Raw genomic sequence first — 15,288 nt, forward strand, 5'->3', positions numbered from 1 at the left:
TAGCGCCAAGCTTGACCTATGGCTAGTTTAGCGCGGCGGAACTGAGGCAGGCAGCTAACCTAAGTAAAAAGGCCCGCCGAAAATGGCGAGCCTTATAGAGTGATAGGTTGCTGAGTTGCTGAATCGTTCGGCTTGGCTAACCTAAACCAGGCACTAGGGCTGAGCAATCAGCTCGTTTATCTTCGCCAGTTCGACCCTGGCATACCTGTGCTCGACAAAATCATAGATGTTGGTCGCCAAGGCCAGGCGGAAGTAGTTCGCGGCGTCACTGTAATTGCCCTGCTTCTCGGCGATCTTGGCGATATAAAAGTAGGCTTCGCACAGGCGCTCGGCATACTCGTTGGGATGGCTCAGCCCCTGCTTGGCCACCTCAAACACCTGCTCGCGGCTCTCCTTACCCAAATAGAAGTCCACTAACGTAGTCGACCATTGAGAGTCATCCAGCTTGGCTCTATTGGCGGCGAGATGCTGCATCGCCTGCTCGCCATCGAGTTTCGACTCGGTAATATAGAGCCAAAGCGCGCGATAGCCATCTTGCTCATTGGCCTGATAGAAAGACTGCATGTCGGCCACGGCCAGCTCATCGCGCTGTCCATAATAGAGAGCGATACCGCGATTGAGGTAGGCATAGTCATAATCGGGTGACAGCTCTAGCACGGCGTCGAAGGCCTCATAGGCGCTCTCGAATTCTCCTTCCTGGGTGTAGTAGATGCCGATAAAGTTATAGGCATCGGCAAGATTAGGTTGCAGCTTCAGCGACTGATGAAAATCGATGCGACTCAGGATGCGTAGCCCGACGCTGTCGTAGATCACCCCGCGGTCATAATGAAAGCGCGCACGCTGCTCTGGGGTCAACTCGGCCGAGGCCAAGATATCGTTTAATCTGGCGAGGGTCACCTCGAGCTTATAATCGGGCATAACCGGGGCAACCATCAACTTGCCCTGCTCCGCCGTCGCCGCCGGTTGAGTCGATACACATCCTGTCAGTAACAAACTTAGGCTGGTCATCACCGCTAACGAGACCGAGCGTAATTTATGAGTCATCCATTTAACCTTTTCAGCGCTGCAATAGCCACAATCATAGCAATACCAAATAGTGACGGCTATCTTCTATGAGAAAAAACCAATAAAAAAGGAGACCTAATGGTCTCCTTTCAAATTTCACTCGCTTTCGCTATCGATTATTCGCTTGCCGCTTCTTCTTTCGGCTGAGCTTCTTTCATCGACAGACGTACGCGGCCTTGGCGATCGACTTCCATCACCTTAACCTTCACTTCCTGACCCACTTCCAGGTAGTCAGAAACGTTGGCAACACGCTCCTCGGCGATTTGCGAGATGTGTACCAGACCGTCTTTACCCGGCAGGATAGTCACGAAGGCACCGAAGTCAACGATACGAACAACCTTACCGTTGTAGACAGTGCCCACTTCTACTTCGGCAGTGATCTCCTGGATACGACGGATAGCTTCTTTGGTCGCATCGCCGTTAGCAGAGGCAATCTTAACGGTACCGTCATCTTCCAGCTCGATAGTAGTGCCAGTCTCTTCGGTCAGCGCACGGATTGTCGCACCGCCTTTACCGATCACGTCACGGATCTTCTCAGGGTTGATCTTCAGTGTGGTGATACGCGGTGCGTGATCAGAGATCTCGGCGCGGTGGCCAGAGATAGCCTGGTCCATCACATTCAGGATGTGTACGCGAGCACCGTAGGCTTGTTGCAGAGCGATCTGCATGATCTCTTTGGTGATACCTTCGATCTTGATATCCATCTGCAGCGCGGTAACACCGTCACGGGTACCAGCCACTTTGAAGTCCATGTCACCCAGGTGGTCTTCGTCACCCAGAATGTCAGAAAGTACAACGAAATCGTCGCCTTCTTTAACCAGACCCATAGCGATACCAGCAACTGAAGTCTTGATTGGTACACCGGCATCCATCAGGGCCAGTGAAGTACCACACACAGACGCCATTGAGCTTGAACCATTAGACTCGGTGATCTCAGATACTACGCGGATGCTGTATGGGAACTCTTCAGCGGTAGGCATTACCGCGTGGATACCACGCCATGCCAGCTTACCGTGACCGATTTCACGACGCTTAGGCGAGCCAACCATACCGGTTTCACCCACTGAGTATGGAGGGAAGTTGTAGTGCAGCATGAAGCGGCTGGTTTGCTCGCCCATGATGCTGTCGATCTTCTGTGCGTCACGCTCAGTACCTAAGGTACAAGTCACCAGCGCCTGAGTTTCACCACGGGTGAACAGAGCACTACCGTGAGTACGTGGCAGCACGCCCGCCATCACGCTCAGGGCACGAACCATATCTGGTTCACGACCGTCGATTCGTGGGTTACCCGCGATGATGCGGCTACGAACCACTTTCTTCTCTAGGCTACCAAGCAGACCGTCAATTTCGCGTGCATCGGCATCTGGGTTTTCAGCCAGTAATGCTTCTTTAGCCGCCGTTTTAACGACATCAACCTGAGCATAACGATCTTGCTTAACCACAATCTGGTACGCTTCGGTTAGACCCGCTTCAGCCAAATCTTTAACCTTAGCAACCAGCTCTTCATTTTGTACTGGTGCAGTCCAGTCCCACATTGGCTTGTTAACTTCGGCTTTTAGCTCTTTGATTGCCTGGATAACAACTTGCTGTTGCTCGTGACCGTAAACCACGGCGCCAAGCATCACTTCTTCTGGCAGCGCATCGGCTTCAGACTCAACCATAAGTACTGCATTTTCAGTACCGGCAACAGAAAGTTCCAGCTGGCTGTTTTCTAGCTGCGAAACCGTTGGGTTGAGGATGTACTCGCCATCGACATAACCCACACGAGCAGACCCCAGTGGACCATTGAATGGGATGCCTGAGATAGACAGTGCCGCAGAAGTACCGATCATAGAGATCACTTCTGGGCTGATTTCTGGATCAACAGAAACCACAGTGATGATCACCTGAACTTCGTTCTTAAAACCATTAGGGAATAGAGGACGAATAGGACGGTCAATCAGACGTGCAGTGAGGGTCTCGCCTTCAGATGGACGACCTTCACGCTTGAAGAATCCACCAGGGATTTTACCCGCAGCGTAAGTTTTTTCCTGGTAATTAACGGTTAACGGGAAAAAGTCACGACCTGGCTCTTCAGCTTTCTTGCCAACAACAGTAACCAATACTGTTGTATCGCCCATACTTGCCAAAACAGCTGCGTCTGCTTGACGTGCAATAACCCCAGTCTCTAGCGTGACTGTGTGCTGACCATATTCAAAACTCTTTACGATTGGATTCACGTGAACCTTTCCTTAATTTAATAACCTTAATTTCGCGGCTAAGTATACTGCAAGTCTAATCAATAGATAAAGAGCACATGTAGATGACAAAGCTGAATCTTTTCTCTAAAGTGGTTAGATAAAGATAAATTTCTGTCTATCGCTGCTTTTTCTGAAAATAGAATGTGATTGGTCACTAGGAACAAGGGGTGGCAAATGAGCGCTCGGTTTAAATCCTTAACATGGAAACAGACGACACTGGTCGTGTTTTCAGCGTTATTTTTTGCCGTTGCCATCTTTATTGTCGAAGTCGCCTTAGTCGGCGTCTCGGCCCGTCAACAGCTCATGGTGGCCCAGGAAGAGCTGCTGGACTCCATCGAACAACCCGCCGCCAACGCCGTCTGGGCACTGGATGACAATCTGGCGACTCAGACCCTCGAAGGGGTACTTAAGGTCGAGCATGTGGGCGAGGCGGTGATCGAACTCGACGACGGCAGCATGTTTGTCTCCATGAACAACCCCTTCACCGACAATCCACTGGTGCGTAAGCTCAGTGAAAAGCTGTTTGGTGACCTGAAACAGATAAGCCGTACCCTCTACCGTCCCTCTTTCTTCGAGGGCACAGAGAAGCAGCAGATCATCGGCACCCTGACCATCTTCTATAACACCCAGGAACTGACCGACTCCCTCTTCTCTCAGTTACGCTTTAGCTTCTTGGCCACCCTGGCCCGGGCGCTCCTGGTCACCATGGCACTGTCCATCATCTTCCACCGCTTTCTCACCAAGCCGATCGCGCAGATCAGTGAGGCGATTGATAAAATTGACCCTGAGCTACCGGATGAGAACCTGCTGCCCACGTCAACCGCCCACCAAGATGACGAACTAGGCCTGGTGACATCAAAATTTAATCAAATCTTAATTCAATTTGGCCAGACCCAGAGCAAGCTTCGCCGCATGGCGACCCGGGATCCTCTCACTGGCCTGCCTAACCGCACCCTCCTGCTGGAGACCATAGCGGTATCGATTCAGCGCGCCAGGGTGCACAAGCATCAATTTACTATGCTGTTTATCGACCTCGACCGTTTCAAGAACGTCAACGACTCTCTGGGCCATGCCTTGGGGGATCAGTTCCTGGCCCGTATCGCCAGGGTGCTGGAGCGGGTAGTCGGCGATCGCGGCACAGTGGCGCGTCTCGGCGGCGATGAGTTTGTCATCCTGGCCGAAGATGCCAGAACGCCGGATCAGGCCGCAGATTTTGTCGATAAGCTACTGATGCAACTCAACGTGCCGCTACAGTTGAACGAGCACACCATACATCCCGCCGCGTCGGTGGGGATCTCCATCTACCCCGACGATGGCCTGAGCGCCGAAGATCTGATCCGCCATGCCGATATCGCCATGTACAGCGCCAAGGCAGCGGGGTCTAATCAGTGGGCCTTCTTCAAGCAGCAGATGACAGAGCGGGCCGCGGTGCGTCTGAGAACTGAGGCCTCCCTGCACGACGCCCTGAAGAACAACGAATTCCTGCTGCATTTTCAGCCCAAGTTTAATATCAAGACAGGCAAGGTGATCGCCTGTGAAGCGCTGATTCGCTGGAAGAAAGATGGCAGGCTCATCAGCCCCATGTCTTTCATCCCTGTGGCCGAAGAGACAGGCATCATCATCCCCCTGGGACGCTGGGTGCTCGAAGAGGCCTGTCGCACCCTGAAACATTGGCGTAAGCGCTACAACTATGCAATCCCTATCGCGGTCAACGTCGCCTCACAGCAGTTTGCCGATGCCAGCCTGGTACCGGACATCAAACAGCTGGCGCTGAGATACCAGATAGATCCCAGTCTTCTAGAGGTAGAGATCACCGAGACCTCACTGATGAATGATATCGAGCTCGCCATCCATAAACTAGAGCAGCTCAAGGGCGCAGGATTTGGTATCGCCGTCGATGATTTCGGTACCGGCTACTCCTCGCTCTCCTACCTGCGTCATCTGCCGATCACCACCATGAAGATCGATCGCTGCTTCGTGACGGACCTGCCTAACGAGAGCGCTATCGCCTCCACCATCTTGATGCTCGGCAAGCAGCTCAACCTACATATCGTGGCCGAGGGGATTGAGAATGAGCAGCAGCTGAACTGGCTAAAACAGATGGATTGTGAGATAGGCCAGGGCTTCTACTACAGTCAGCCGCTGGATATCAGCGAATTCGAGAACCGCTATATCGCCCCCAACACCGCCAGCATCAGTCAGATTTAATCGCTGAAAATCAGGCATAAAAAAAGGAGGCTAAGCCTCCTTTTTTCACTACAGCACTAATTGATAGATTAGCGACGTAGACCTAACTTCTTGATAAGCTCTTGATAGCGCTCGTTTTCAGTGCGCTTCAGGTAAGCTAGAAGCTTACGACGAGAGTTAACCATGCGAAGCAAACCACGACGTGAGTGATGATCATGGATGTGCTCTTTGAAGTGACCTTGCAGGTGGTTGATCTGTGCAGTTAGCAGAGCAACCTGAACTTCAGTAGAACCAGTGTCATTTTCACCACGACCGAAATCAGCCAGGATTTGTGCTTTTACTTCTTTACTTAGTGACATTTCTTTCTCCAAAAATAGATAGAAACTTCAGCCGATCACTAACTCAGCCAAAGAGAGCGCGCTATAGTACCGATTTTAGCGCCATTAAGCAAGCCTCAAGCCTGCTCGTCGTGCAATACCACCAAGCGCTTAGGCGCCAGCAGGCCATCGTCGTTCATCTGGCCGATACCGACAAACTGTTTCGCCTCACCTAGGGTGATACGCACCAACTCATCGACGGGCAAATTGGCCACCTGAACCGGATTACCGTTCATCAGATAGTGGGCCAGCTCATCGGAGACGTTGATCTCTTTGAGCCCGCTCACCGCGGTATCCATGGGCAGCAACAAAGGATCCAGCAGCTCCTTAGGCGGACGCTCCTCTTCCTGCGCCTTGGTTAGCAAGGCCTCGAGCTGCTCCAGTGTCACCATCTTATCGTAAGGATAACCGGCAACGCCTGTGCGGCGCAGCATGATGACATGAGCACCACAGCCCAGCATCTCACCGAGATCATCGGTAATGGTGCGGATATAGGTCCCCTTGGAGCAGTGGATGTCCAAGGTCAGCTCGTCACCCTCAAGCTTAATAAAGTTGAGTTCGAAGACCTTGATAGGACGCGCCTCGCGCGGCACCTCTTTGCCTTCTCTGGCGTACTTGTACAGGGGCTGGCCCTGATACTTGAGCGCCGAGTACATAGAGGGGACCTGCATGGTCTCACCACGAAAATGCTCCAGCGCCTCTTCGAGCTGCTGCTCGGTGAAGTTAATCGGGCGCGTCTGCACCACCTCACCGTCTGAGTCGCTGGTGTCTGTGCGCACACCTAGCTTGGCGGTCACCAAGTAACGTTTATCGGCATCGAGCAGATGCTGCGAAAACTTGGTGGCCTCCCCCAGGCAGATCGGTAGCATGCCGGTCGCTAGAGGGTCCAGCGCGCCGGTATGACCCGCCTTGGCGGCGTTGTAGATTCGCTTTACTCTCTGTAAGGCGAAGTTGGAGCTCATTCCCGTGTCTTTGTCCAGCAGCACTATGCCGTCGACCAAGCGACCTCTAGGTTTACGCGCCATTATTTATCGTCCTGCTCGGTGTCGTCCAGCTCTTCGTCTTCACGACCGTGTTCAGCCGCCTTAGCCTTATCCTTGGTGATCACCTGACTCACCAGGTTAGACATGCGCATCCCCTCGATCAGCGACGCATCGTAGATGAAGCGGATTTCGGGCATGACCCTAAGCTTCATACGACCCGCCACCAGAGAGCGAACATAACCCGCGGCCGCTTCCAGCGCCGCCAGCTTCTCTTCTACAACCGCCTTGTCCTCCTCGAAGAAGGTGACATAGACCTTGGCGTAGTTCAGATCGCGAGATACATCGACGTCGTTAACCGTCACCATACCGATACGCGGATCTTTGATGTCCCGTTGCAGCACCTGAGCCAGCTCCTGTTGCAGCTGCTGAGCGATGCGACGAGTACGACTAAATTCTCTTGCCATAATATTTTGCCATCTCAAAAACAGGTGACCGACTCGTTAAAACTGCAACCGCTGTTATTTGGGTCGAGTCTTGACGCTGGGTCATGCCTGAACAAAAAGGGCGGCTTACGCCGCCCCTTGGTATTATAAGGTTCGAGCGATTTCGACCGTTTCGAAGACCTCAATCTGATCGCCGACTTTGACGTCATTATAGTTCTTCACGCCGATACCACACTCCATACCGTTACGAACTTCGTTAACGTCATCCTTGAAGCGACGCAGTGATTCTAGCTCACCTTCGAAGATCACCACGTTGTCACGTAGTACACGGATTGGCGCGCTACGCTTGATGGTACCTTCGGTAACCATACAACCAGCGATAGCACCAATCTTAGGCGACTTGAACACGTCACGCACTTCGGCAAGACCAATGATCTCTTGCTTGAACTCAGGTGCCAACATACCGCCCATCGCCGCTTTAACTTCATCGATCAGATGATAGATAACGCTGTAGTAACGTAGGTCAACGCTTTCGCTTTCAATCGTCTTACGCGCCTGTGCATCGGCACGAACGTTGAAACCAACCATGATAGCGTTTGACGCAGCCGCCAGGGTCGCATCTGTCTCGGTCAATCCACCTACACCGCTGGCGATGATGTTAACCTTCACCTCGTCGGTAGACAGCTTGTTGAGCGAGTCAGAGATCGCTTCCAGCGAGCCTTGTACGTCGGCCTTAAGGACGATGTTCAGCTCTTGGACTTCGCCTTCGGTCATGTTAGCGAACATGTTCTCAAGCTTAGACTTCTGCTGACGGGCCAGCTTAACGTCACGGAACTTACCTTGACGGTAGAGTGCCACTTCACGTGCTTTACGCTCATCACGAACAACTGTCGCTTCGTCACCGGCAGATGGCACACCAGAGAGACCTAAGATCTCAACTGGAATCGATGGACCGGCTTCGGTGATCGACTTACCGTTCTCGTCCTTCATTGCACGGACTTTACCGTACTCCAGGCCACAAAGAACGATATCGCCCTGCTTCAGGGTACCTTCTTGTACCAGGATAGTCGCCACAGGGCCGCGGCCCTTGTCTAGCTTAGACTCAACAACCACACCAGCTGCCATGCCTTCGCGTACCGCTTTCAGTTCTAGTACTTCGGCTTCAAGCAAGATGCCTTCCAGCAGCTCGTCGATACCTTCACCAGACTTAGCAGACACGTGAACGAACATGTTGTTTCCGCCCCAATCTTCTGACATCACGCCATGTTGAGACAGTTCAGACTTAACGCGATCAGGATCCGCTTCTGGCTTATCAATCTTGTTCACCGCAACGATAAGCGGTACACCGCCCGCCTTAGCGTGCTGAATCGCTTCGATGGTCTGTGGCATCACGCCGTCATCGGCGGCTACTACCAGCACCACGATATCGGTCGCCTTGGCACCACGTGCACGCATCGCGGTAAACGCGGCGTGACCTGGGGTATCCAGGAAGGTGATCATGCCATTGTCGGTTTCAACGTGGTATGCACCAATGTGCTGGGTAATACCACCCGCCTCACCAGAGGCTACCTTAGCGCGACGAATATAGTCGAGTAGCGATGTCTTACCATGGTCAACGTGACCCATGATGGTCACAACCGGCGCACGAGGCTCAACCTTAACGTTGCCGTCACGGTCGGCAAGAACTTGATGCTCAAGCTCGTTTTCACGAGTCAGAACCACCTTGTGGCCCATCTCCTCGGCAACCAGCTGCGCAGTTTCCTGATCCAGCACCTGGTTGATGGTAACCATAGAGCCCATCTTCATCATCTGCTTGATGATCTCGGTCGCCTTAACCGCCATCTTCTGTGCCAGCTCGGCAACCGTTACGGTTTCGCCGATGGTCACGTCACGGGTAACGGCCGCAGCAGGCTTGTTAAAGCCATGGTCCATCGCCTCAGGCGCGTTGCGCTGATTGCGGTTGTTACGACCACCGCGAACTTCTTTACCGCCACGCTTCTTGCCGATAGGCTCTTTCTTGCCACCGGCAGGCTTACGTGCACGGCGACCACGTCGCTCGGCGTCTCTGTCGGCCGAATCTTCGGCGGCACGCGCTTCACTCGATGTGGTCACATGGTGATCGGCGCTGTTTTCAGATTCTTTACGCTGACGTTCTTCTTCCGCCCAACGCTTCTCGTTCTCTTCGGCAAGACGACGTGCTTCTTCGGCTGCAGCCTTAGCTTCTTCGTCGGCCTTAGCCTTAGCGGCAGCTTCTTTAGCCGCTAGCAGGCGAGCTTCTTCCACCTTGGCGGCTTTCTCTTCTGCTGTTTCTTCAGCAGCAGGCTTACCTTCGGCAGCCTTCTTCGCCTTAGCTTCTGCCTCGGCCTTAGCCTTAGCTTTTGCTGCGGCTTCCGCCTCAGCTTTCGCCTTGGCTTCCGCGTCTGCCTTGGCCTTAGCTTCTGCTTCCGCAGCTGCTTTCGCTTCGGCTTCAGCCTTGGCCTTAGCTTCTGCCTCGGCTTCAGCCGCTACATCACGCTTAACGAAGGTACGCTTCTTACGCACTTCTACCTTAATATCTTTCGACTGGCCGCCGCTACCCGACACGCTCAGTGTCGAGATAGACTTGCGCTGCAGTGTCATCTTGGTTGGCGCTGAATCGCCACCGTGTTGCTTCTTAAGAAACTCAAGCAACTTCTGCTTTTCATCTTCTGAAACTGTGTCGGTCTTACTCTTCTTAATACCGGCCTCAGAAAACTGCTCAACTAATCGATCAGCACTCTTCCCTACTTCTTCGGCCAGTTTTGCTACTGTGGTATCTGCCATCTGTAAACTCCCCTCTGTTGATCGACTTAAGCTTCTTCGCCAAACCAACAGATGTTGCGGGCCGCCATGATGAGCTCACCAGCCTTTTCTTCTGTTAATTCTTCAATCTCGATCAAATCATCAATGCCTTGTTCGGCTAAATCTTCAAGCGTAATCACGCCTTTACTTGCCAACACATACGCCAAGTGACGCTCTAAACCTTCTAGGGCAAGTAAATCTTCGCTTGGCTCAGCACCGTCAAGTGCTTCCTCGGATGCCAAAGCCCGTGTAGAGATCGCAGCCTTAGCGCGTTCTCTGAGTGCCTCAACGATCTCCTCGTCGAAGCCGTCGATTTCAAGCAACTCTGACTCAGGTACGTAGGCAACTTCTTCAAGTGAGGTGAAACCTTCATCTGCCAGTACTTGAGCAAAATCTTCATCGACATCCAGTGCAGAGACGAACAGGTTAACGATCTTGGCGCTTTCCGCCTGATGCTTAGCCTGCATATCTTCCACTGTCATCACGTTTAGTTCCCAGCCCGATAACTGAGTCGCCAAACGTACGTTTTGGCCGTTACGGCCAATAGCTTGCGCCAATGAGTCGGCTTCAACGGCGATATCCATAGAATGGTTATCTTCGTCGACTATGATAGAAGCCACATCGGCCGGCGCCATCGCATTGATCACAAATTGCGCTGGGTTATCATCCCAAAGCACGATATCAACGCGCTCGCCGCCTAACTCATTAGACACGGCCTGAACACGCGCGCCGCGCATGCCCACACAAGCACCGATAGGATCGATGCGACGGTCATTAGACTTGACCGCAATCTTAGCGCGAGAACCTGGGTCACGAGCGGCGCCCATGATCTCGATCATCTCATCGGCAATTTCCGGTACTTCTACGCGGAACAGCTCGATCAGCATGTCTGGCTTGGTACGGGTCAGGAACAGCTGTGCACCACGTGCCTCTGGACGTACGGCGTAGAGTAGCGCACGAACGCGGTCACCAGGACGGAAGCTCTCACGTGAGATAAGATCTTCTTTGAACAGCACGGCGTCGGCGTTGTTACCCAGATCCACAACGACGCTCTCGCGGTTGCTCTTCTTCACCACACCCGTGATCAGCTCGCCTTCCTTTTCCAGGAACTGGTCGACGATCTGAGCACGCTCTGCTTCACGTACCTTCTGTACGATTACCTGCTTAGCGGTTTGAGTGGTGATACGGTCGAAGACGACTGACTCGATCTCATCTTCGATATACTCGCCCACTTGAATCTCTGGGTTTTCGTAACGGGCCGCTTCCAGGGTGATCTCGCGGAAAGGATTTTCCAGCGCCTGACCTTCGTCCTCAACCACCATCCAACGACGGAAAGTTTCGTACTCGCCTGTCTTACGATCGATAGCGACACGAACTTCGATATCGCCTTCATATTTTTTCTTGGTAGCCGTCGCTAACGCAATCTCCAACGCTTCAAAAATCTTTTCGCGTGGCACGGCCTTCTCATTTGAAACCGCCTCAGCGACTAGCAGAATCTCTTTGTTCATTCTCTTGCCTCGTTCAGCTCGAATCCATCAAAACTTAGCGATTAAGTTGCCCTTGCGGATGTTATCCAAGGCAATAATCAGTTCGTTGCCATCTACGGTAAGGGTCAGCATCTGCCCCTCAACGCCCGCGACGGTCCCTTTTAAATTACGACTACCAGCGACAGGCATAGTCAGTTGTACCTTTACGGTTTCACCTAGGTATCGTGCATACTGCTCTGCAGTAAATAATGGTCTATCGACACCCGGTGAGGAAACTTCTAGTGTATATTCGGTCGAAATCGGGTCCTCGACATCGAGCACGGCACTGATCTGGCGACTGACATCGGCACAATCATCGATAAAGATGCCGTTTTCATTATCTATATATACACGCAGCACTGAATGCTTGCCTGCCTGTACATATTCCAATCCCCACAGACTATGGCCCAATGCTTCAACTGGTGCGATAAGCATCTGTTCCAGCTTACTTTCTAAAGTTGCCAAGGTTACCCCCCGAAAAACAAAAAAGGGCATAAAGCCCCAGTACGACATCATCAAATGACGATATTTCAAAAGTCCAGATAACAAAAAACCCCGTAATCACGAGGTCATATCATTCAGAACCTGTAACAGAAATGAAGCGCTGCTTCATCACTGGGAAGCTGGTTGCGGGGGCCGGATTTGAACCGACGACCTTCGGGTTATGAGCCCGACGAGCTACCAAACTGCTCCACCCCGCGTCAACTGCTGCAATTATATTGATTGTGAACAATATTTGCAATGATAAAGGCAGAAACCTCTGCCACTTTATCGATTCAGACCAAGCTAGGCTCAATCTAAATTTGGTGCGGATGGAGGGACTTGAACCCTCACGAGCTAGGCTCACCACCCCCTCAAGATGGCGTGTCTACCAATTCCACCACATCCGCATGTGATCGTTACTTCGACTGGTTAAGAATTTTTATGAGTTTGAGGAGACTCATCTTTTCCAGTCACACTACCTAAATAAAACCAAGGTCTAATCTAAGTCGCGCTATGCTCTTTCGAGCGATTAGTCAGGGATCTTATCTTCTGACTTTTGTGCGTCTTTTGCTGCATCGGTAACTTGTTCAGTTACGGCCGCCGCATCGGCACCTAAATCTTTCCAAGATTCTTCTGTTTTAGCGTGGTTTGCGCTCAAGTTGCCAATCGTCAGACTCAGGGCAAAGAAGGCAATTGCCAGTATCGCTGTGGAACGAGTCAAAAAGTTACCCGAACCAGAAGAACCGAACAGAGTGGCTGAAGCACCGGCGCCGAAAGAGGCCCCCATGTCAGCTCCCTTGCCTTGCTGGATGAGGATTAAGCCAATCAGGCCCAACGCAACCAACAAGTAAATAACCATTAGAACTTCGTACATATTATGCGCTCATCGCTATCGAACATAAACTTAAAAACTCGGTAGAGTTTAAGCTAGCACCGCCTATCAGTCCACCATCTACATCAGGTTGAGCAAATAGATCTGCTGCATTACTCGGCGTTACGCTACCACCGTACAAAATCCTGATATTCTCTCCGATATACGGAGACACTTCAGAGAGACGCTTGCGAATAAACGCGTGTACTTCCTGCGCCTGCTCTGGCGTAGCGCTCTTACCTGTCCCTACGGCCCAAAGTGGCTCATAGGCGATAATCGCATTATCAAAAGCCATGGTGCCATTCTTCTCGATGACCACATCCAGCTCTTCGGCAATCACCTCGAAGGTGCGTCTTGCTTCACGTGCTGGACCCGACTCACCTACACATAAGATAGGGGTCAAACCATGCTTCTGTGCGGCGGCAAATTTTTCCGCCACGATGTCGCTAGTTTCGCCGTACATTCTACGACGCTCGGAGTGACCGATAATCACATAGCGACATCCAGAATCTTTCAGCATCTGCCCAGACACTTCGCCTGTATAGGCACCGAAGTCATGCTGACTCAGGTTTTGGGCACCCATTCTAACTAAGCAGCCGTTTAAGGCTTCTTTGTTAGCATCGAGTTGCTGACGAACACTTTCAAGAAAAATACTTGGTGGACACAAGACCACTTCCGCAGAATCATTTTGAAGCTTGGTAGCAAACTTGGTAAACAACTCTTGCGCTAGCTGCGCAGTACCGTTCATTTTCCAGTTACCAGCGACCATTGGGCGTCTTAGTGCCATCACTGTCTCCTTCTGAAAGCGGGCTGAATAATAGCGAACCACTTGTTAAGTTACAATACCTAAATCTCGAATTTTTGCGATAAAGTGTCGAAGCGATTACTTTTTATCCTCGCGCGGGATAAATAGCACAGGATTTAACCCGGCAAGGCTAAATCCTGTACAAGGGCCTTAAACTAGCGCCTTGATGGCCTCGGCAATATAGTTTGCGTGGGCTTTTACATCGCTGGCGACATCGCCTTCGACCATGACGCGAATCAGCGGCTCTGTGCCCGACTTACGCAGTAGCACGCGGCCACGCTCACCAAGTTTGGCTTCCACTTCAGCCTGGGCGCTCAATACGCTATCGGACTCTAACGGGTTGTGAGTACCTTCAAATCTGACATTAACCAGCACCTGTGGCAGCATCTTAATGCCTTCGGTCAGCTCCTCAAGAGTCGCCTGCTTACGACACATGGCCGCCAGCACCAGAATACCGGCAACGATACCATCACCCGTGGTGCCATGATCCAAGTTCAGGATATGGCCTGAGTTCTCGCCGCCGATGCGCCAATCTTTCTCTTTGAGCAGCTCCATCACATAGCGGTCACCCACCTTAGAGCGGGCAAAGGGAATATTACGGGCCTTGAGTGCCAAGTCCAGCCCCAGGTTAGACATCAGGGTACCGACCACACCGCCCTTTAGCACGCCGCGGTCCTGAGCATCACAGGCCAGGATATAGAGGATCTCATCGCCGTCGATCACCTTACCATGACGATTCACCATCATGATGCGATCACCGTCGCCATCCAGTGCGATCCCCAGGTCAGCCTTCTCGGCGATCACCGTCTCGCGGATCTTACCCATAGAGGTGGCGCCCACCTCATGGTTGATGTTGATGCCATCTGGCTTGTCACCTATGGTGATCACCTCGGCGCCAAGCTCGCGAAACACACTCGGCGCGATATGGTAGGTTGCCCCGTGGGCACAATCGACCACTATCTTTAGACCGTTGAGGGTATGCTCGGCAGGGAAATTCCCCTTACAGTATTCGATATAACGACCGGCAGCGTCTTCGATGCGAGACACCTTACCCAGCAAGTGTGACTCGACACACTCCAGCGGCTTTTCAAGCTCACGCTCGATCTCCAGCTCTACCTCGTCATCCAGTTTGCTACCGTCGGTAGAGAAGAACTTGATGCCGTTATCATAGTAAGGATTGTGAGATGCACTGATCACCACACCGGCTTCCGCCCTGAAGGTACGGGTCAGATAGGCCACTGCCGGTGTCGGCATAGGTCCCATCAACATCACATTCAAACCTGCGGCCGACAGGCCGGCTTCCATCGCAGACTCGAACAGATAGCCTGAAATACGCGTATCCTTACCTATGATCACCTTCTTAGTGCCGGTGCGGGACAACACGCGCCCCGCCGCCCAGCCAAGTTTGAGCGCCAATTCCGGGGTCATCTTACCCGCGCCCACCTTGCCTCTGATACCATCGGTTCCGAAGAATTTTCTCACTTGTTA

General features: G+C 52.3%; 12 protein-coding genes and 2 tRNA genes. 1 reads left to right on the forward strand and 13 read right to left on the reverse strand.

The features are described from left to right. Positions 1 to 153: 153 nt before the first annotated feature. Entirely contained in the window at positions 154 to 1,044 is an 891-nt protein-coding gene (gene nlpI / locus K0H80_RS14405) for a lipoprotein NlpI (protein ID WP_011866618.1), read from the reverse strand. A 137-nt stretch (positions 1,045 to 1,181) separates the two neighbouring features. After that, positions 1,182 to 3,284: a polyribonucleotide nucleotidyltransferase gene (gene pnp, locus K0H80_RS14410; protein ID WP_011866619.1), complete on the reverse strand. Its 2,103-nt coding sequence runs from the start codon at positions 3,282 to 3,284 to the stop codon at positions 1,182 to 1,184. Positions 3,285 to 3,479: 195 nt separating this feature from the next. Here pnp and K0H80_RS14415 point away from each other — a divergent pair, with 195 nt between their 5' ends. After that, complete coding sequence (locus K0H80_RS14415) at positions 3,480 to 5,513, forward strand: putative bifunctional diguanylate cyclase/phosphodiesterase (protein ID WP_220072028.1); 2,034 nt, start codon at positions 3,480 to 3,482, stop codon at positions 5,511 to 5,513. 68 nt (positions 5,514 to 5,581) lie between these two features. Here K0H80_RS14415 and rpsO read toward each other — a convergent pair whose 3' ends face one another. The 11 genes from rpsO to glmM all read right to left on the reverse strand — a co-directional run bounded on the left by rpsO (position 5,582) and on the right by glmM (position 15,282). Beyond that, positions 5,582 to 5,851 carry a 30S ribosomal protein S15 gene (rpsO, locus tag K0H80_RS14420; protein ID WP_011866621.1) on the reverse strand — a complete coding sequence of 90 codons (270 nt, stop codon included), beginning with the start codon at positions 5,849 to 5,851 and terminating at the stop codon, positions 5,582 to 5,584. 95 nt (positions 5,852 to 5,946) lie between these two features. Then, positions 5,947 to 6,894 carry a tRNA pseudouridine(55) synthase TruB gene (gene truB / locus K0H80_RS14425; RefSeq protein WP_220072029.1) on the reverse strand — a complete coding sequence of 316 codons (948 nt, stop codon included), beginning with the start codon at positions 6,892 to 6,894 and terminating at the stop codon, positions 5,947 to 5,949. Then, positions 6,894 to 7,316, reverse strand: a complete 423-nt coding sequence (gene rbfA, locus K0H80_RS14430) for a 30S ribosome-binding factor RbfA (RefSeq protein WP_011866623.1) — start codon at positions 7,314 to 7,316, stop codon at positions 6,894 to 6,896. Before rbfA ends, truB begins: the two co-directional genes overlap by 1 nt. A 123-nt stretch (positions 7,317 to 7,439) precedes the next feature. Continuing rightward, complete coding sequence (infB, locus tag K0H80_RS14435) at positions 7,440 to 10,097, reverse strand: translation initiation factor IF-2 (protein ID WP_220043077.1); 2,658 nt, start codon at positions 10,095 to 10,097, stop codon at positions 7,440 to 7,442. Between the two features lie 26 nt (positions 10,098 to 10,123). After that, the gene (nusA, locus tag K0H80_RS14440; RefSeq protein ID WP_011866625.1) at positions 10,124 to 11,623 is read right to left on the reverse strand and encodes a transcription termination factor NusA; all 1,500 of its coding nucleotides are present in this window, start codon (positions 11,621 to 11,623) and stop codon (positions 10,124 to 10,126) included. A 27-nt stretch (positions 11,624 to 11,650) separates the two neighbouring features. After that, positions 11,651 to 12,106: a ribosome maturation factor RimP gene (rimP, locus tag K0H80_RS14445; RefSeq protein WP_041407366.1), complete on the reverse strand. Its 456-nt coding sequence runs from the start codon at positions 12,104 to 12,106 to the stop codon at positions 11,651 to 11,653. Positions 12,107 to 12,265: 159 nt separating this feature from the next. Beyond that, positions 12,266 to 12,342, reverse strand: a tRNA-Met gene (locus K0H80_RS14450). Positions 12,343 to 12,445: 103 nt separating this feature from the next. Next, positions 12,446 to 12,531, reverse strand: a tRNA-Leu gene (locus tag K0H80_RS14455). A gap of 122 nt (positions 12,532 to 12,653) precedes the next feature. Beyond that, the gene (secG, locus tag K0H80_RS14460; RefSeq protein WP_011866627.1) at positions 12,654 to 12,998 is read right to left on the reverse strand and encodes a preprotein translocase subunit SecG; all 345 of its coding nucleotides are present in this window, start codon (positions 12,996 to 12,998) and stop codon (positions 12,654 to 12,656) included. Position 12,999: 1 nt separating this feature from the next. Further along, positions 13,000 to 13,782: a triose-phosphate isomerase gene (tpiA, locus tag K0H80_RS14465; RefSeq protein ID WP_011866628.1), complete on the reverse strand. Its 783-nt coding sequence runs from the start codon at positions 13,780 to 13,782 to the stop codon at positions 13,000 to 13,002. A 168-nt stretch (positions 13,783 to 13,950) separates the two neighbouring features. Further along, on the reverse strand, positions 13,951 to 15,282 hold the full coding sequence (gene glmM, locus K0H80_RS14470) for a phosphoglucosamine mutase (RefSeq protein WP_220072030.1): 1,332 nt from the start codon (positions 15,280 to 15,282) through the stop codon (positions 13,951 to 13,953). Between the last annotated feature and the right edge of the window lie 6 nt (positions 15,283 to 15,288).

The sequence above is a fragment of the Shewanella aegiceratis genome (genome assembly GCF_019457495.1).
GTDB classification, from domain to species: Bacteria; Pseudomonadota; Gammaproteobacteria; order Enterobacterales; family Shewanellaceae; genus Shewanella; species Shewanella loihica.

What these genes read in the sequence shown, in the direction of transcription:
- nlpI (WP_011866618.1), bottom strand. Translation starts at nt 1,044, where the DNA reads ATGACTCATAAATTACGCTCGGTCTCGTTAGCGGTGATGACCAGCCTA.
- K0H80_RS14415 (WP_220072028.1), top strand. Translation starts at nt 3,480, where the DNA reads ATGAGCGCTCGGTTTAAATCCTTAACATGGAAACAGACGACACTGGTC.
- rpsO (WP_011866621.1), bottom strand. Translation starts at nt 5,851, where the DNA reads ATGTCACTAAGTAAAGAAGTAAAAGCACAAATCCTGGCTGATTTCGGT.
- truB (WP_220072029.1), bottom strand. Translation starts at nt 6,894, where the DNA reads ATGGCGCGTAAACCTAGAGGTCGCTTGGTCGACGGCATAGTGCTGCTG.
- rbfA (WP_011866623.1), bottom strand. Translation starts at nt 7,316, where the DNA reads ATGGCAAGAGAATTTAGTCGTACTCGTCGCATCGCTCAGCAGCTGCAA.
- infB (WP_220043077.1), bottom strand. Translation starts at nt 10,097, where the DNA reads ATGGCAGATACCACAGTAGCAAAACTGGCCGAAGAAGTAGGGAAGAGT.
- nusA (WP_011866625.1), bottom strand. Translation starts at nt 11,623, where the DNA reads ATGAACAAAGAGATTCTGCTAGTCGCTGAGGCGGTTTCAAATGAGAAG.
- secG (WP_011866627.1), bottom strand. Translation starts at nt 12,998, where the DNA reads ATGTACGAAGTTCTAATGGTTATTTACTTGTTGGTTGCGTTGGGCCTG.
- tpiA (WP_011866628.1), bottom strand. Translation starts at nt 13,782, where the DNA reads ATGGCACTAAGACGCCCAATGGTCGCTGGTAACTGGAAAATGAACGGT.